The following is an 18,207-nucleotide window of genomic DNA, read 5'->3' on the forward strand; positions in this document are numbered from 1 at the left end:
CTATGACGCGAAGGCGAACGTCCGCAACGCCGGCCGGCCGCCCGTCAGGCGCCGAGCATGGCGCTGATTTGCGCTTCGCAAACCAGGGCGCCGTCGACGAGCGCGCGTCCTTCATACCAATATATGTTGCGCCTGTGCGCAGTCTTGGTCATGTGGAGCTCGAGCCGGTCCCCGGGCCCCACCGGCTTGCGGAACTTGGCCTTGTCGATGGTGACGAAATAGACTGTCTTCGGGCTTTGCGCCGCTTTTTGCGCGTGCATCGCAATGACCCCGGCCGTTTGCGCCATGGCCTCGATCATCAGCACCCCCGGCATGACCGGCGCATGCGGAAAATGTCCCTGGAACTGGGGCTCGTTCATGGTCACGTTCTTGATGCCGACGCCGAACTCGTCGCCCCGAATGCCGACGACCCGGTCGATCAGCAGGAACGGATAACGATGCGGCAGGTAGCCGAGTATCTGTTGGATATCCAGAGTTTCGAGCGTCGCTCCGGCAGTGTCGTCCATATTTCGCTCCCCGGCGCGCCTGTGCGTTTTTTAGGCGCGCCTTAATTTTTCTTGTCGTTCTTATCCGATATGCGGCGGCTGAGTCTCGTCAATAGGGCCTCCCCGCGCAAAAACCTGCGTAGCGGACGCGCAGGCGCGCCGCCATAGCGCGAAAAGGCAGGAATGTCGCGCATGACGCCGGCCTTGGCCGCAACGCCCGCTCCTTCTCCGATCACGATATGCCCGGCGATCGCGGCCTGGCCGCCAATCTGGACGAAATCGCCGATTTCGCAAGAGCCCGCAATCCCGGCCTGAGCCGCGATCACGCAGCCTCTTCCGACGGTTACGTTGTGGCCGATCTGAACGAGATTATCGATTTTGCTCCCCTGCCCCACGACGGTGTCCCGCAAAGCGCCCCGGTCGATCGTGGTATTGGCGCCGATTTCGACATCGTCCTGTACGATCACCCGGGCGAGTTGGGGGGTTTTGAGGTAGCCCTTCGAAACAGGCGTGAAACCAAAGCCGTCCTGCCCCAGCCGCGCGCCGGCGTGAATGATCACCCGGTTGCCGATGAAAGCATGGGTGACGCTCACATGGGGGCCGATGCGGCAGCCGCGCCCAATTTTTACATGGGGGCCGATGACAGCATGCGAGCCGATGACGGTGTCCGAGCCGATCTCGGCGAAGGGGCCGATAGAAGCGCCGGGATCGACAACCACCCCGGGTTCCAGCCGCGCTTCCGGATGCACCAGGGCGCTGGGAGAAACCCCGGCGCCGCCGAAAAGCGAAGCCGGCGCCATGGCCTCCGGATATAGCTCAGCCATAGCAAGAGCCATGGCCTGCTGCGGCCGCTCGGTCACCAGTCCGATAACATTGTGGGGAAGAAAGCGCAGGTCGGCTTCGCGCAGGAAGCACGCAGTCGCGCGACAAAGCGCCAACGCGCCAGCATAGCGTCTGTTGTCGTAGAAAGTCAGTTCGCCCGGATGCGCCTCGTCGACAGAGGCGACGCCCACAATTGCGGCGTCGCCGCAATCCCGGCCGTCGGCGACGACGCGCGCCGAGGTCAGCGCAGCGATGTCGGCGATCGAGATGGCGCCTTTCGCATCGAAAAAATCGGTTCCCGTCACGAAGCGCGCCCTGCCGTCCATCCAGAGCGTCTTCCTGTTTCACGGAAACATGAATCCACTCTAAGTTTTTGTGTTGACGCGTTTCCCACGCCGAACCGGCCTCCACTCCGGCTGGAAACGCTCCAGAGCGCTTTCGGCTTTGATTGAATCAAAACCGGCGCTCTAAGTTCTTGCTTTGTCGCATTTTCGGAGTCGTCGGGTGTTTCCGCCCGACTCGAAAACGCTCCGGCGCGCTCGAACCCACTTGCTCGAACGGAAAGAACCCGCGCCGTATCAAAGAGATGGAGCTGCTCCCATCGCTGCGGTCCGCGGATTTTCGTGACTTTGCGCCCCAGGAGAAGCTTCATCATCACGCTACTTCCTGACAGCAATCCCGCGCCCGCACAAGGCGCCATTGCGCGCCGACGCTACGACGCGCGCAAAAAAGCCGGGGCGCGTTTGCCGCCCCGGCTCATGTGGTTCCCCATTCCGGCGCGGCCCAAGCCGCGAAATGCGTCGCCGATTAGAAGCTGGTGCCGCCGGTGAAGCGGAAGCGCTGCGTGATGTCGTAGGGGCCCTTCGCTACAGCGATCGCGTAGTCGAAGCGGATCGGGCCGAGAGGCGATTGCCACAGCAGGCCCGCGCCGACCGACGCCCGGATACGGAATTCCTGCCCGGAGAGCAGAAGGCAGCTCCCCTGGCCATAAGTCGGGGCCGTATAGGGATAGACGCAAGGCAGATTGGGTATGCCGACCAGATATTTGCTGAAGTTGGTCGGCCCGCGGTAGTCCCAGAGAGCGCCGGCGTCGCTGAACAGCGCGCCGCGCAATCCGATGTCTTTCGGCAGACCCCAAATCGGGAACTGCACCTCGACCGTGCCGCCGACATATTTGGTGCCGCCGACCGAGTTGCCGACGGTGCTGGTCCAGTTGGAGATGTCGCGCGGACCGATGCCGCCGGGAGCGAAGCCGCGAACGAGGCTCGGCCCGAGGTTGAAGTTGTCGAAGACCCGGAGCTCATAGCCGCCGAAGGGGGTCAGGAAACCGCCCTGCAGACGCCCGATGCCGATGATGTCGTTCAGGAACGGCAACTCGTAAAAATAGCGCGCTTCGCCGGTCGCACGCATATAGCGAGCGTCGCCGCCGATACCCGCAAAGTCGTTGGTGACGGTCGCGGACAGGCCGTTGCGCGGGTTTCTGGGGTTATCGATGTTGCTGTAGCTGAGAGTGTATCCGCCGAGCGAGGTGGTGATCGACCCTTGCGACTGCTTGATCGCCAGCGAAGCTTCGCCGTTGGTCATACAGTTATAGATCGGATTCAGATTGGCCGGCGTCGGCGCGAGCCAGTAGCCATACCCCGGCGTATAGAAGGGGATCGGCTGCTGACAGTCGTTGTAGGGCTTCTGCGTGTCGTTCGGGATCGAGATCGTGGTCTGATAGATCGAATAGTGCGGCTGGAACGTCAGCTCTTCCGTGATCGGCACGCCGAAACGTATGGTGCCGCCGTAGGAAGTGGTGCTGTAATAGTTGTAGTTCCAGGCGTCGCTCTTCTTGGCGAAAAGGTCGAAGCCCGCAGACATGCGCTGGTCGAGGAAATAGGGCTCGGTGAAGCTGAAGTTCACGCCGCGCGAATACTGGCCCTCGTTCACCGAGAGGCGCACGGCCTCGCCGCGACCCATGAAGTTGCTGTCGGAGACGGAAACCTCGCCGAGGAAGCCTTCGACGGTCGAGTAGCCGCCCGAGACGTTGAAGCTGCCGGTCGGCTGCTCTTCCACGTCGACGTTGACGACCACCCGATCCGGCGACGAACCGGGCTCATTGGTGATCTTCACCTTCTTGAAGTAGCCGAGACCGTTGAGATGACGTTCGGCGCGTTCGACCAGCACGCGGTTGTAGGCGTCGCCTTCGCCGATGTCGAACTCGCGCCGGATCACATATTCGCGGGTCTTGTTGTTGCCGCGAATGTTGATTCTCTCGACGTAGACGCGCGGCCCCTCATCCAGCACGAATTTGATCGCGACGGTGCGATCGGCGGGATTGCGCTGGCCGCGCGGGCGGGCCTGGGTGAAAGCGTAACCCTTGCGGGCGATTTCCCTGGTCAGGACGTCCACGGTCTTTTCCACCGCGTCGCCGTTGTAGACGTCTCCGGGAGCCACCCGCAGCAGCGGGCGCAGCGTTTCCGGATCGATGTCGGGAAGGTGGGATTCGATGTCGACGCCGGAGACGCGATACTGCGGCCCTTCGGACACCGTGATCTGGAGAATGTAGCCGCCCTGCCCCGCGTCGAAGATCGCTTCCGAATTGACCACGCGGAAGTCGGCGTAGCCGTTCTTGAGATAAAAGCGGCGCACCAGCTCGAGATCGGCTGCGACCCGATCGGGATCGTAGACGTCACTGGTCTTGATGAAGGAAAGAAAGTTCATCTCGGTCGTTTCCATCAGCCCGACGAGTCGGCTGGTGGAATAGACATCATTGCCGATGAAGCGGATTTCCTTGACGCCGGTCTTGTCGCCTTCCTCGATGGTGAAGACCACGTCGATGCGGCCGTTGGGGAGAGAAACCGTGCGATAGGAGACTTTCGCCGCGGCGCGGCCGGCGCGCTTGTAGATCTCCTGGATGCGGGCGACGTCCTGATCCGCGATCTGCGGGCTGAACGTCCCGTGGGACTTGGTGCGAATCTCGGGCTCGAGATTATCGGTCTTGAGCTTGCTGTTGCCCTCGAAGGCGACGCGGTTGATCTGAGTGCCCTGAGCCACCCGGACGACGACATGGCCGCCGCTGCGGCTGACGGAAACATTGGAGAAGCGCCCGCTGGCGCGCAGAGCCTCGAGGCCGGCCTGAACCTCGGCCTCGCTGGTTCCCGAGAAATAAGCTCGGATCGCGTCGGCGTCGGCGCGGGAAACGCCCACGACCTCAATGTTCTCGGACGTCGCCGCATAGGCAGCAGGCCCGCTCACTGCGGCAAGGATGGCGACCACCGAGGAGAAACGTCTGCAATTGGCCTTGGTCGACAGCATGTAACTTAAGTCCTCGTCGCAACTTCCGCCGCCCTATTAAAGCACGGCGCGGTTCACTCACGCACGACGCGCCGCACACGCGCCCTTCGCCGGATCCGTTTATCCCTTCTACAAGGTTTAACGAACGGTGCAAATGCGCAAGAAGTCTACATACATCAATTTGTCGATCGCGTGGCGGGGGAGCCACAATTCATGGAGAACACAGGGTTAAGAGCGCTTCGATGAAAGTCGAAATCGTTAGCTATAGATAGTAAAAAACGCCAGGGTCGGAGGTCGCGCCCGCTCCCGAAGGAAAAACGGACGCGACCCCGAGCCTATCCTTACGACCCGCCCCCGACAAGGCGGCGCAAGCCCCTCGCGAGATCGTTGTAGGTGGCGAACAACATCAGCGATCCCACCGTCGCCAGTCCGATTCGGAAGGCGTATTCCTGAACCCGATCGTTGAGAGCGCGGCCGCGCAGGGCCTCGATGACGAAGAACATGAGATGACCGCCGTCGAGCAGCGGCACCGGCATCAGATTGAGCAGGCCCACCGAGACGGAGAGCAGCGCGATCCAATTGATCATCGGCCACAGACCGAGGGTCGGTATCTTCTGGGCTACCCGGCCCGAGGCCTCGGCTATGCCGATGGGGCCGGAAAGATTGGCGGGGCTTTCCCGGCCGGTGACGACTCCCGCGAAAAAGCGCCCGGTCGTCTCCACGATCGACCAGGTTTTCTCGAGAGCCATCTCCAGGGCTTCCGGCGCCGAGCAGGGCTCAACCAGCATGTCGCGGAAGTCCTCGCTGGACTTCAGGCCCAGGCGGCCGAGCTTCGCCTTGCCCTTGGGGGTGTCGGCCTCCACCAGATCGGGCGTGGCCGTCAGGCTGGTCTCCGCCCCATTGCGCAAGACGACGAAACGAAGCTCCTTGCCGGCCGAAGCCGCCACGACCTGTTGCAGCCGGAAGAAGCTCTCGATGGTCTGGCCGTCGATGGTCTGGACCAGATCGCCCGGAAGGAAGCCCGCGCGCGCGCCGGCGCGTCCCGCATCGACGGCCGAGATTCGCGGCGTCGCCACGGGTTCGCCGTTGACGAGAACGGGCCGGCCGAAGGCGAGAAACACCCCCGCAAAAATTGCGATCGCGAAGATGAAGTTGAACGCGGGTCCGGCGAAGACCGTGGCGGCGCGCTTCCAGACCGGCTGAGCGAAAAAGGTCACCGCCCGCTCTTCAGCCGGCATGGCCGCGACCGACTCGGCGTCGCTCATGCTGGCGCCGTTGGCGTCCCCGTGGAATTTCACGTAGCCGCCCAGTGGAATGGCGGCGATGCGCCATCTTGTGCCCTTGCGATCGTCGAAAGCGCATATCTCCGGACCAAAGCCCAGCGAAAAGGCGTCGACCTTGATGCCGCAAAGGCGCCCGACGATGAAGTGCCCGTATTCGTGGACGAATACGATAATGCTCAGCACGATCACGAAGGGCAGGATATAGACCAGAAGAGTCATGAGTAAATCCATGAGATACCAACTCCTTGCAACACGCACCAGACAAGCCCGAGCCCGCGTTAACGGGTTCGAAAGGTTACTGATGCGTTAAAATGCATGAGCTGGCTCACGCGGCCAAGACGGCCCGCGATCTTTCTCTCACAATATGGTCAATGGTGAGCGCCTCCGCCACCGAGGACGGCTCCCTCGCCGATCCGTCGGCGATCGCCGCCTCGATCGCATCGGACACATGGCGCGCTATCCCGCCGAACGGAATCTTCCCGGCCAGGAAAGCTTGAACGGCGATTTCATTGGCCGCGTTGAGGACCGTGGGAAGGCCGCCGCCGGCGCCGAGAGCGTCCAGCGCCAGCCTCAGAGAAGGAAACCGCTCGAAATCCGGTTTTTCAAAGGTGAGCGTGCCTATTGCGGCGAGATCCAACCGGGGGGTCGGCGCCGCCATGCGCTCGGGGAACCCCAGGCAATGCGCGATAGGCACGCGCATATCCGGCGCGCCCATGCCGGCTGTGACGGCGCCGTCGGCGAAGGACACCAGACCGTGGACGATGGATTGAGGATGCACCACCACATCGAGCTTTTCCGCGGGAACCCCGAAGAGGTGATGCGCTTCGATGAGTTCGAGCCCCTTGTTCATCATGGTCGCGGAATCGACCGTGATTTTCGGCCCCATCGACCAGTTGGGGTGCTTCAGCGCTTCGGCGACGGTCGCTTTCTCTATGGCTTCCTTTGACCAGGTTCGGAACGGCCCGCCCGAGGCGGTGATGGTCATCCGTTCGATCGTCGCGGGATCAGCCCCGCCGAGCGCCTGGAAAATCGCATTATGCTCGCTGTCCATGGGCAGCAGGCGGATCCCTGCCCGCTCGGCTGTCCGCATGAAAGGCGCGCCGGCGCAGACCAGGCATTCCTTGTTGGCGAGCGCGACCTCCCGGCCCGCCTCCAGAGCCGCGTGGGTCGGCTCGACGCCCGCCGCGCCCACGATCGCGCTGACGACCAGATCGGCCTCGCGCAACGCCGCCTCGACGATCGCCTCGGGCCCGGCTCCGACCTGAATATTGGTGCCGGCCAGGGCTTCCTTCAGCGCGCCATAGGCTTCCTCGTCGCGGATCGCGACAAATTCGGGCTTGAGCGACCGGGCGAGGCGCGCCAGGGCCGCGTGATCCCGGCCGGCCGCCAAGGCGACCACCGAAAAGCGATCGGGATTGCGCTCCACCAGGTCGATGGTCGATGCGCCGATCGAGCCCGTGGCCCCGAGAATCACGAGACGCCGCGGCGCCGCGGCGGTTTTTGCTTGTGAACCCATTTTTCCTTACCAGAAGAAGACGCCGGCGGCGGTCGAGGCGAGGCCGCGGGCCGCTCCCAGCAGAGCGGCGAAGACGCAAGCGAAAATAAAACCGTCGAGCCTGTCCATGACGCCGCCATGACCGGGAATCAACTGACTCGAATCCTTAACGCCGAAACGGCGCTTGATGGCGCTTTCGGCGAGGTCCCCCACCTGGGATACCGCAGATGCGACGAAGCTTACCAGAAACACCGCGAAGCTGCTGCTTCCGGCGGGATCGGCGAGACGAGCCACGGCCAGCCCGAGCAAGGCCCCGCTGAAGGCGCCCGTGAGCGTCCCGGACCATGTCTTTCCGGCGGAAACGCGCGGCCAGAGCTTGGGTCCGCCGATCAGGCGGCCGCCGAAATAAGCGAAGACGTCGGTGCCCCAGACCACGGCGAAAAGCCAGGCGATCGAGAGCAGGCCGGCCTGAGGCGAATCGCGCAGGAGACAGACCGATACCAGGAGCGATCCCGCGTAAATCACGCCCGCAGCGGCCCAAAGACGCCGCCCGGGGCCTGCGACCACGGCGGACGCAGCCGCCGCCAGAACGAGGGCTGCGAGGCCCGGCTGAACCTCTCCGCCGTGAGTCATCGCGGCTGCGACGGCGAGCCCTGCGCCGCCGAGCGCGACCCTGACGAATCGACGCTCGCCCCCGACGAGCCCCTGCCATTCCCAGTTGATCGCCAGGCTGGCGGTCATCCAGAACAGAACGAACCAATCGCCGCCGGCGACCAGCGCCGCCACGGCGAGCGCGACCAGCACTACCGCCGAAATGACGCGAGGTCCGAGATCGGCGAAGCCGCCCGGTTTTTTTGGTTGCGAGGGCGCTGGGCCGCCGAGTCGCTCCGATATGGGCTCTTCGCCACCAACCCGTCCCGGCTCGTTCATGAACCGGTCTTCGCGTTGCAGGCCACCGGCTCCACGCGGCCGAAGCGCCGGTCACGGTGCGCGTAGTCCTCGATGGCGGCCTTGAAGGCTCCTTCGTCGAAATCCGGCCAGTTGATCGGCAGAAAGACGAATTCGGCGTAAGCCGCCTGCCAGAGGAGGAAATTCGAGAGGCGCTGCTCGCCGGATGTCCGGATGATGAGGTCCGGATCGGGAATGTCGGCCGTGTGCAGATGCGCGGAAATCGCGTCCGTGTCGATGTCGTTCAGGGAAAGGCGCCCGGCTGCGACAGCTTCGGCGATGGCGCGGGCCGCGGCGGCGATCTCCTGCCTTGCGCCATAATTGAAGGCGACGACCAGGGTCAGTCCGGAGTTGCCTTCCGTGACCTGCTCCGCCTCGCGCAGCAGGGCCGCCACATCGGCGTCGAGGCCGGCGCGGGCCCCGATGACCCTCACCCGGACGTTGTTGGCGTTGAGTTCAGCGAGATCGTTGCGGATGAATCGATGCAGCAGCCCCATGAGGCCCTGGACTTCTTCCCGCGGCCTGGACCAGTTCTCGACGGAAAAAGAATAAACCGTGAGATATTGGATTCCTATCCCGATGGCGGCGCGAACGGCGCGGCGAAGCGCTTCCACGCCGCGGCGATGCCCCTCGAAACGAGGAAGCCCGCGCTTTGCGGCCCAGCGCCCGTTGCCATCCATTATGAGAGCTACGTGGCGCGGCACAGGGCGCGGACCGGAGTCCGCTTCCTTAGCGGAGCCGCTCAACGCCAGAAAATCGCTTTCCGCCATTTGCGTGTTCCAAACCGTGATTTCACTATCGCAAGGTTGGCGCGACCAAGCCGAAAACCGTCGCAGACTTGACAGCAATCGATCCCGCGCGGGGACCGAGCGTCAGATCTGCATGATTTCCTTTTCTTTGGTCGCAAGCAAGGCGTCTATCTCGTGAATCACGTCGTCGGTCGCTTTTTGAACCTCGACGGCGTGGCGCTTTTCGTCGTCCTCGGGAATGGCGTGATCCTTCAGCAGCTTCTTCAGGATGTCGATGCCGTCCCTCCGGACATGCCGCACCGCCACCCTGCTCTCCTCCGCATATTTATGCGCCACCTTGACCAGTTCCTTGCGTCGCTGTTCGTTCAGTTCGGGGGTGCGGATGCGGAGCGTCTGGCCTTCCACATTGGGGTTGAGGCCGAGGTTGGAGTCGCGGATGGCCCGTTCGACAGCGCCCACCAGGGCCTTGTCCCACACCTGGACCGCGATGAGGCGAGGCTCTGGAACGCTGATGGTCGCGACCTGATTGAGCGGCGTATGTTGTCCATAGGCGTCCACATGTATCGGCTCGACCAGGGACGCCGAAGCTCGACCGGTGCGCAGACCGCCCAATTCATGTTTCAGTGTGGCCACGGCGCCCTGCATGCGGCGCTTCAGCTCGGCGAGATCGAACGTCTGACTCATGATGGCGTCTACCTATGGCGTCTGGTTTTCCGAATCCGGCGAACAATAATCGATACGCCGGCGACATTCATGATTTTTCCGAAGGGACCGGCCCGCGCTACGTCAGCCGGCGCTACGGAGCCACATAAGTGGCCCGGCCCGCACCCATCAAAATCGCGGTAATCGCCTTTTCCTCGCGAATGGAGAAGACGACGATGGGGAGCCCGTTTTCCCTTGCGAGCGCGAAGGCGGCCGTGTCCATCACGGCCAGATTCCTGGCTATGGCTTCGTCGTGCGTCAGCACGTCATATCGCCGCGCAGCGGGATCGCGCTTGGGATCGGCGGTGTAGACGCCGTCGACCTGGGTGGCCTTGAGGACCGCGTCAGCCGATAATTCGGCGGCGCGGAGAGCGGCTCCCGTGTCCGTGGTGAAGAACGGATTGCCGGTGCCTCCGGCGCAGATCACCACCCTGCCCTTGGCGAGGTGATGCAACGCGGCGCGCCTCGAATAGGATTCGCAGAGCGAGGGCATGGGAACTGCGGACAATGCGCGAGCCTGGCGCCCCTGCGCCTCGATCGCCTGTTCGAGGGCGAGGCCGTTCATGACGGTCGCCAGCATTCCGATCGAATCGGCGCGAGCGCGCTCGATTCCCTTGTCGGCTCCCTGGATGCCCCGGAAGAAATTCCCTCCGCCGACCACGACGGCGATTTCGACGCCTGTAGCGGCGGCTGAAGCGAGATCGCCGGCGATGCGCGCGAGGGTCGGGGCGTCGAGCCCGTTCCGGCCCTCGCCCATCAACGCCTCGCCGGACAGCTTGACGACCACTCGCTTCCAACGGTTCGCTGGCATTGCGTTCGTCATCCCGTCCTCTTTCGATCGAGCGCCAATTAAACTTGCTCGCATGTCTTACAAAACGACACGCCCGGACCGCAAGCGGCGCCGGGCGTGTCCAAGCGACTATAATCGGCGGCCGCGATCGCGGATCAGCCCTTGACGGCGGCGGCGACCTCGGCGGCGAAATCGCCGGTAGCCTTCTCGATCCCCTCGCCCAGAGCGTAACGGACGAAGCCCTTGAGCGCGATCGGCGCGCCGGCCTTGCCCTCGGTTTCCTTGATCGCCTGAGCCACGGTCTTGCCGGCATGGTCGGGATGGTTGGAGACCTGCTCGGGCAGAAGAACTTCCTTGTAATAGGTCTTCAGGCCCGATTCGATGATCTTCTCCAGCACGTTGGCCGGCTTGCCCGCGTTCTTCTCGGCGAGCAGGTTCTTCTCGCGCTCGACCGTGGCGGCGTCGAGATCGGCGGCCGTCATCGCCAGCGGATTGGCGGAGGCCACATGCATGGCCAGCTGGCGGGCCAGGGCCGCGAGCACGTCCTTGTCGCCGGTCGACTCGAGAGCGACGATCACGGCGATCTTGCCGAGGCCGTCGGAAATCTGGGTGTGCACATAGCGGCCGACGACGCCGTCGTTCACCGACAGGCCGGCGACGCGGCGCAGCGTGAGGTTCTCGCCGATATTGGCGATGGCGGTGGTCACGGCCTCGGAGACCGAGCCGCCGGTGGGATAGCTTTCCGAACCCAGAGCCTCGATGTCGGACTTGCCGCTGGCGAGAGCGACCTGCGCGATGTTGCGCACGAGCTTCTGGAAGTCGTCGTTGCGGGCGACGAAGTCGGTTTCCGAATTGACTTCGACGACGACGCCGGCCTTGTCGCCGATCAGCGCCGCAACCAGACCCTCGGCGGCGACGCGGCCGGCCTTTTTGGCCGCCTTGGACAGGCCTTTCTTACGCAGCCAGTCGACGGCGGCTTCCATCTCGCCATTGCACTCGGCCAGCGCCGTTTTGCAATCCATCATGCCGGCGCCGGTGCTTTCGCGCAGTTCCTTGACGAGAGCGGCGGTAATCGTGGCCATGGGCAAATTCCTTTATCTGCTTGACGCCCGACGAGCGAACCATCGCTCCGTAGCGGCGCATTTTTCGGAGGCGGCTGAGCCGGAGCCGGCCGCCTCGGCGGACTTTCTTGAAAAGAGCGCCGGCCCAAGCCGGACCGGCGCTCTTTCACCATTGGTCAGGACGCAGTCTTGCGCCCTTGAAACGCTGCTCAGGCAGAAGCGAGGCTACGCGCCTGCTCGACCCAGGCGTCGCGGCCGATGCGACCGCCCAGCTTGAGGTCGGAATCGAGCTTGGCCGCTTCGTCGACGGTCAGAGCGGCGATCTGCCAATAATGGAACACGCCGCCGTCGTTCAGCTTCTTCACGATCTGCGGGCCGACGCCCGGCAGCTTGGCGAGGTCGTCGGGCGCGCCGCGCGGAGCCGCGAGCAACTCGAAGACTTCGGCGGGGACTTCCACCGCGCCCTCGCCGGCCAGCGCAGCCTCGGCGGGCGGAGCTTCAGCCTCGCCGAAATCCACCCCCGCGGCGCCCTGGCTGCGCGAGATGCCGTCGATGGCGGCGCGGGCGATGAGATCGCAGTAAAGGGCGATCGCCCGTCCCGCGTCGTCGTTGCCCGGGATCGGATAGGTCACGCCGTCCGGATCGCAGTTGGTGTCGAGAATGGCGACCACCGGAATCTTGAGGCGGTTCGCCTCTTTGATCGCGAGGGCTTCCTTATTGGTGTCGATGACGAAGATCAGGTCGGGCGTGCCGCCCATGTCCTTGATGCCGCCGAGCGCCGTTTCGAGCTTGTCGCGCTCGCGCGTGAGCAGGAGACGTTCTTTCTTGGTGACGCCCGAAGCCCCGGCGCCGAGCATTTCGTCGAGCTTGCGGAGCCGCTGGATCGAGCCGGAAATCGTCTTCCAGTTGGTCAGCGTGCCGCCCAGCCAACGGGAGTTGATGTAATACTGAGCGCTGCGCCTCGCCGCGTCGGCGATCTGCTCCTGAGCCTGCCGCTTGGTTCCGACCAGCAGAACGCGACCGCCCTTGGCCACGGTGTCGGAAATAGCCTTGAGAGCCTGATGCAGCAGGGGAACGGTCTGCGCGAGGTCGACGATGTGGATGTTGTTGCGCGCGCCGAAAATATAGGGCGCCATTTTGGGGTTCCAGCGGTGCGACTGGTGACCGAAATGAGCGCCGGCTTCGAGCAGTCCGCGCATGGTGAAATCAGGAAGCGCCATTTTTTTGTTCTCCGGTTGGACCTCGGCGAAAGCAATTTGCGGCCGGAAATCCGGCCACCGGAACGACGCCTTGAAACAGCCGCCGTTTAGACTCTCGCCTGTGGGATGGGGGCTCTATATGTCAGACCTCGCCCAAGAGCAAGGGCGCCCTGGGGGCGCAGCGGCGAAATTGAACGCAGGCCGGCGAAGCTTTGCCGTCCGCCGCCGGCGGTCCCAATCTATGCGACGACCCGTCATCTGTTGCAACGCCGCAAAATTCCGAGAATAGTAATGCATTGAATTTGAGAGCCCGGGAAGGGAGAGTTTCATGAAGCACGGAAGGTCGTTGATTGTAGCGGCCACGCTCGCGGCAGCGAGCTGGTCTGTCGCGCAAGGCGCTGAAAGCCCAAAATATTCAGCAAAAGTCCCGCCTTCTGTCGAAACGCCCGACACCTTCAAGACGCGTGTCGGAACGCTGAAATTCAAGGACGGCGCTCCAGACGCGAAAACGGCGGAGCTGGCCTATGACCAGCTCGATTACAGCCGCGGAATCGAGGCGTTCCTTCAAGGCATTCCCGCAACTTCCATTTATGCGGCGTGCCGGGGCCTCGACGAAGCCGGAGTCAAGGAAAACAAGGTGTTCGGCGTCACCGAAGAACTGATGGACGCGCGATCGCTGTTTCTCACGCCCAACACCACGACCGTCTATGTATTCACCTGCGTCAATCTCAATGACGGACCGATCGTCGTCGAGATCCCGCCGGGCGTTCTCGGACCGGTGGACGACGCCTATTTCCGCTGGGTGACCGATGTCGGCCTCACGGGGCCCGACCAGGGCCGCGGAGGCAGATATCTCTTCGTTCCCCCGGAATATAAAGGCGAACTGCCTCCCTTTGGTTTCTTCGTCGCCAAGCCGAAAACCAACCGTTCGATCATCTTCTTCCGGGCGTTCGTTCGGGACGGCGACATCGCCGCGGCGGTCAAGGGCGTAAAGGAGAACGCGCGGATTTATCCGCTCGCGGCGGCCCAGAACCCGCCGGAGACCCCCTTCGTCGACACCTCGGGCAAACAGTTCAACACGATCAGCGCAAACAACTTCGATTTCTATAAGGAACTCGACGCGGTGGTGCAAAACGAGCCCGCCGATTTCGTTTCTCCCGAAACCGTCGGGCTGTTCGCGGCGATCGGCATCAAGAAGGGGCAGAGCTTCGAGCCGAACGCCCGGCTGAAGAATATTCTCACGGAGGCTGTTGCGGTCGGCAATGCGGCGGCTCGCTCCCTGCTTTGGGCGCCGAGGGACAAGCGCGTCGCGGTCTATCCCGATCGCCAATGGATCAATCCATTCGTCGGGGGAAGCTATCTGTTCCTGGACGGAGCCGAGCGCATGCTCGACGTGGAAGCCAGCTTCTTCTACTACGCCACCGGAATAACGCCGGCCATGACCGAGGCGAGGCCCGGGACCGGGTCGGCCTACGCCGGCGCGTTCCGCGACGCCAAGGGCCAATATCTGGACGGAAGCAAGACCTATAAGATTACCTTGCCGGCCCCGGTTCCGGCCAAGGCGTTCTGGGCGCTGACGGTCTACAGCAACCAGACGCGGTCTCTCCTGGAAACGGATCAGAAGACTGCCGGCCTCGATAGCCTGGCCAAGGATCTGGAGACTGGCTCCGACGGCTCGGTCACGGTTTGGTTCGGACCCAAGCCGCCCAAAGGTCACGAGCGCAACTGGATACAGACCGTGCCGGGCAAAGGCTGGAATGTGCTCTTGCGCCTCTACGGTCCGCTGGAGCCCTGGTTCGACAAGAGCTGGAAGCCCGGAGACGTCGAGCGCGTCGACTAGGGCCTGTGGAACGGACCGAGTTTCGGCCGCGCAGGCTCAAGCCTGCGCGCGTCTCGGATAATGCGCTTCCAGCCCTTTGGGCGAAGCTTCCTCGGGCGCGGGCGCGGCCGGTGCGTCGGAATATGCTGCCCGCACCCGCTTCTCGTCGGCGTCGATCCGCTGCAAATCCTGGCGCACCACCAGAATGAAGGCGACGAAAGCGCAAAGGGACAAAGCTGCGACGGCCCAGTCGACGCCCGTCAATCCCAAAACTCGGGCGTGGAGAACCCGCCAGTCGCCGAGTTGCGCCAGCGTCGGCCAGAGGGCCAGCATGGCGCGGAACTCGGTCGAGCCAAGGCCGGCGTAGGAGAGCCGGTGCACGCCTTCCACAGTGATGCGGAGATAAGTGTAGGAACTCAACAGCAGATAGAGCGACAGCAGCATCAGCGCCGAGGTCAGGGTCAGATAGGGAGACAGGCCGAGCCCCACCACCATCGCGGTCTGGGCGAGCAGATCGCATGAATGCTCGAACAGAAATCCCTGCGGACGCTGATGCAGCCTGCGTACGCGCGCAAGCAGGCTGTCGGCGGAATCGCCGAACCAGCTTATCGCGATTCCCGCCAGGGCCAGCGGCAGAAACTTGGGCGAGACGTTGCAAAGGACAAAGGAGACGCCCGCAATCAGCCCGCCGACCACCGCGATCAGGGTCAGGTCCGCCGGTTTGGCCGCCCTCGGAAGCAGACGAACCAGACGCTGGAGCACAATGCGCTCGGGCCGGGCCAGCAGACTATGGTTCAATGTCTTATCCGCCAATGCGCTTCTCCTTTTCACCTGAAACCCTTGCCGGATCTGGCCCGCCGGGGTTGATCAGAGAAAGCCTCGCGATTTAGCCGCCCGCGTCCAGGATCAGATTGGACCAATCGGACTAACTACTTCTTAACGAAGCGCCGACGCCGTGATGGCGTCCGGTTTTTGCTCCGTCTGTTCCGCCCCGGCGCGCAGAAGCGCCGCAATGTCCTCAGGACTTGCGAGGGGATGATGGCTGCTTTGTGGCGAATCGAGCGCCCTCAGCGAGCCCGGCTTTCCGATCTGCGGCTCCATCTTCGCGACGGCGTCTTCGATCGCGTCCGCCAAAGTTTGAATATCGAGCCGATTCAACGAAACGATGTCGGGGCACCTCTTCGCCAGCGACTTCCCCGGAAAATCATTGGCGATTGTGAGCAGGCCGGCTTCGGCCATCTCCAGCGGGGGGTAGCTCGGATGGGGAGAGACCATCAGCGAAACGCCTACCGAAGCGCGATTGAGCCAATCGGCGTAGACCTCCAGAGTCGCCTTGCCGCCGAGGTCCGCGTTTTGAACGGGATAGGCCAGCGGCGCCTCGAACTCCTCGCCCAGAAAAAGGATTCGCCAGCGGCTGGCGCGAATTGGATCGCGCTGCTGCCAACGGCACAGGCTCGCGCAGATGAGCTCGAAGGCGTTGCGCATGACCGTAGGACGGCCATAGACCAGGATGATCCGCTCCTTGGGCGTCGGACGCAGCATCGCGGCCACCCTTTCGTTGGTCTGGTAAGGCAGGCAGAAAGCGGCGCGGAAACGATATTTCCCGGTCATCAGATCGAAGAGCTCCTCCGAATTGATGATCGCGATGGTGTCCTCCGGATAGCGGTAGGTCGCCTCCGCCATCACGAATTTGCTGCTCCAGCCATAGAAGTTCGGTTCATCGTCCTGAATGACGTAGACGAAGGGCCGGCTTCCGCCGAAAAACCTGCGCCGTTCGCTCTCGAACCCCAGCGCGAATTCGGCGGTCCACCACGCCGTTGCGACGAAGACATCGTCTTTTCGCAAGTCCAGCCGACCGCCCTCGCGCTCGCTGGCGTCCACGATGGTGCGACCCGCTTCGTCGAGGCTCGCGGCGAAGGGCGCGGGGACGAAACCCGGAAAGTTCCGATAAGCGGCCTGTTCGATCTCGGCGTCGGTGACGATGATCCTGCGGTCGAAATCATCGCCAAGAGCGTCCCCGATCTGCCGGAACAGCCGCAGCGCCGTCGCGACGCCGCCGAAGGTCTGCTCCGGATTGATCGTCGGGACGATGAGGTTGAGCCGCGCCCGCGCGCTGCGGGAGGGATAGACCGGAATCGGGCGGGTTTCCTTCAGCGTCCGCGCGAACGGGGCCAGTTCGATGTCCACGCCCGCAAGACAGGGCTGATAAACCTTGAGCCTGTGCTGGGCGATGTCGGCGGGGGCCGTCACCGGAAGAACGGTCTTCTGCACCGGATAAAGATCGCGCCGGACCACCTTCAGCCACTCGTAGCCCCGCGACTCCGCCGCCATCAGCACGCAGCGCTCGATCGCATGGGCGAGCGTGCCGTCGATCTGGCCGCGCTCCTCGGGGAAATCGGAATATTCCAACCCCGCCTCGAGCAGCGGCCCGATGGCGGCGCTACGTCCCCAGAACATCGATCCCGAGGGAAACTCCAGCACGAGATTCTTGTCGATGGATACGCCGATCCGGCGCATCAGCTTGCGGGCCAGATTGTAGTCGTAGCCCCAGTTCAACACGCCGCGCAGCTCGAAAAGATGCTGCGGAAAGACGATCCCAATTTGCGGATCGTCGAATAGGCTGAGGTTCGAGGCCGCAATCTCGGGCGTGCCGAACAGATTGTCGATCAGATAGTCGCGCCAGCGCGCCAGCGGCTCGCCGCCATGCGGCGAACGCTTGGTGTGAAGGTGCAGGAAAATCTCGTAGCGGTCGTAGACGTCGCGAAAGCCGACGAATTTGGCGCCGATGTCGCGGCCGCGGTTGGGAAGCCGCCGAATCTCCACCCTGCCCTTCGACCAGTTCGACGTGTCGGCGGAAATTTGGGCGATCTTTTCCTCGGCGTCGCTGGAAAGGAACAAATCCACCGCGCAGGGGATATTATCCAGCTTCTCGAGGATCAGCGGCAGAACCTCGGGATAAAACACATGAATCACGGCCGCGACGGGTCCCTTGAATCCGGGCCGGGGCGCATAGGCGAACGGGATCTCGAGAGCGTAGTCCACATCGTTGACGGGCCGCCGGGAGGGCGCAACCCCGTCCGGCTTCAGCAATTCATAGGTGTAATGATAGCGAATGGCCGAGGCTCGCGCCTCGGCGTTCACCGGATTGCGGCTTCGACCCAGCGGAGGATCGTATTCCGCCGCGACCTGACGCAGGACGGCGCCGAAGGCGACGCGCAAGCCCTGCGCCCGGACCAGTTCCGGCCCGTCCTTGAAGATGTCTTTGGGCGCCAGAAAGGCTCCGACCGGCGAATCGACTATTTTTGCGAGTTCGCGCATCGCGGCGCCGTACAGGGCGACTATCCCCCGCTCGGTAAGGATCACATATCCATTGCGAAGATGCCTGCGAACCGCTTGAAAAGTCGTTTCGGTCTTGCCCGAAGCCATATTGCCAACCCGTTTCTGCCCCGCCATTCGCGGCAGGCCGTCGCCCGTGAAAAACGGACCCGCGACATAGCCTTAACGACTTCTACCATCGGCCCTCGCTTCTTGTAGCGGTTTTCCGCGCCATTCATGATAAATTATGGAGCCGGCGC

14 protein-coding genes are annotated in these 18,207 nt (G+C 63.4%); 1 reads left to right on the forward strand and 13 read right to left on the reverse strand.

Going from position 1 to position 18,207, the window contains the following annotated elements:
- Positions 1–44: 44 nt before the first annotated feature.
- The 11 genes from fabZ to H2LOC_RS05430 form a co-directional block, all read right to left on the reverse strand.
- Positions 45–506 (reverse strand): 3-hydroxyacyl-ACP dehydratase FabZ, encoded by a 462-nt coding sequence (fabZ, locus tag H2LOC_RS05380; protein WP_136495452.1) that lies wholly within the window; start codon positions 504–506, stop codon positions 45–47.
- A 41-nt stretch (positions 507–547) separates the two neighbouring features.
- The gene (gene lpxD / locus H2LOC_RS05385; RefSeq protein WP_425487337.1) at positions 548–1,612 is read right to left on the reverse strand and encodes a UDP-3-O-(3-hydroxymyristoyl)glucosamine N-acyltransferase; all 1,065 of its coding nucleotides are present in this window, start codon (positions 1,610–1,612) and stop codon (positions 548–550) included.
- A gap of 502 nt (positions 1,613–2,114) precedes the next feature.
- Positions 2,115–4,607 (reverse strand): outer membrane protein assembly factor BamA, encoded by a 2,493-nt coding sequence (gene bamA, locus H2LOC_RS05390; RefSeq protein WP_136495454.1) that lies wholly within the window; start codon positions 4,605–4,607, stop codon positions 2,115–2,117.
- Between the two features lie 320 nt (positions 4,608–4,927).
- Positions 4,928–6,100 carry a M50 family metallopeptidase gene (locus H2LOC_RS05395; protein ID WP_246206996.1) on the reverse strand — a complete coding sequence of 391 codons (1,173 nt, stop codon included), beginning with the start codon at positions 6,098–6,100 and terminating at the stop codon, positions 4,928–4,930.
- Between the two features lie 94 nt (positions 6,101–6,194).
- Positions 6,195–7,385, reverse strand: a complete 1,191-nt coding sequence (dxr, locus tag H2LOC_RS05400) for a 1-deoxy-D-xylulose-5-phosphate reductoisomerase (RefSeq protein ID WP_136495455.1) — start codon at positions 7,383–7,385, stop codon at positions 6,195–6,197.
- Between the two features lie 6 nt (positions 7,386–7,391).
- Positions 7,392–8,294, reverse strand: coding sequence for a phosphatidate cytidylyltransferase (locus H2LOC_RS05405; RefSeq protein ID WP_136495456.1), 903 nt, complete (start codon positions 8,292–8,294; stop codon positions 7,392–7,394).
- Entirely contained in the window at positions 8,291–9,082 is a 792-nt protein-coding gene (locus H2LOC_RS05410) for an isoprenyl transferase (protein WP_136495457.1), read from the reverse strand. Before H2LOC_RS05410 ends, H2LOC_RS05405 begins: the two co-directional genes overlap by 4 nt.
- Positions 9,083–9,184: 102 nt before the next feature.
- Complete coding sequence (gene frr, locus H2LOC_RS05415; protein ID WP_136495458.1) at positions 9,185–9,745, reverse strand: ribosome recycling factor; 561 nt, start codon at positions 9,743–9,745, stop codon at positions 9,185–9,187.
- Between the two features lie 112 nt (positions 9,746–9,857).
- Positions 9,858–10,586, reverse strand: a complete 729-nt coding sequence (gene pyrH, locus H2LOC_RS05420) for a UMP kinase (protein WP_136495459.1) — start codon at positions 10,584–10,586, stop codon at positions 9,858–9,860.
- A gap of 122 nt (positions 10,587–10,708) precedes the next feature.
- Positions 10,709–11,635: a translation elongation factor Ts gene (gene tsf, locus H2LOC_RS05425; RefSeq protein WP_136495460.1), complete on the reverse strand. Its 927-nt coding sequence runs from the start codon at positions 11,633–11,635 to the stop codon at positions 10,709–10,711.
- 188 nt (positions 11,636–11,823) lie between these two features.
- Positions 11,824–12,834 (reverse strand): 30S ribosomal protein S2, encoded by a 1,011-nt coding sequence (locus H2LOC_RS05430; RefSeq protein ID WP_136495461.1) that lies wholly within the window; start codon positions 12,832–12,834, stop codon positions 11,824–11,826.
- A gap of 307 nt (positions 12,835–13,141) precedes the next feature.
- On the opposite strand from H2LOC_RS05430, the gene H2LOC_RS05435 reads away from it, so the two are divergent.
- Positions 13,142–14,653, forward strand: coding sequence for a DUF1254 domain-containing protein (locus tag H2LOC_RS05435; RefSeq protein ID WP_136495462.1), 1,512 nt, complete (start codon positions 13,142–13,144; stop codon positions 14,651–14,653).
- A 36-nt stretch (positions 14,654–14,689) separates the two neighbouring features.
- Here H2LOC_RS05435 and H2LOC_RS05440 read toward each other — a convergent pair whose 3' ends face one another.
- Together H2LOC_RS05440 and H2LOC_RS05445 are read right to left on the reverse strand one after the other, a co-directional pair.
- On the reverse strand, positions 14,690–15,445 hold the full coding sequence (locus tag H2LOC_RS05440; protein ID WP_136495463.1) for a CDP-alcohol phosphatidyltransferase family protein: 756 nt from the start codon (positions 15,443–15,445) through the stop codon (positions 14,690–14,692).
- A gap of 123 nt (positions 15,446–15,568) precedes the next feature.
- Complete coding sequence (locus tag H2LOC_RS05445) at positions 15,569–18,085, reverse strand: rhamnan synthesis F family protein (RefSeq protein ID WP_246206998.1); 2,517 nt, start codon at positions 18,083–18,085, stop codon at positions 15,569–15,571.
- Between the last annotated feature and the right edge of the window lie 122 nt (positions 18,086–18,207).

This window comes from Methylocystis heyeri (genome assembly GCF_004802635.2).
GTDB classification, from domain to species: domain Bacteria; phylum Pseudomonadota; class Alphaproteobacteria; order Rhizobiales; family Beijerinckiaceae; genus Methylocystis; species Methylocystis heyeri.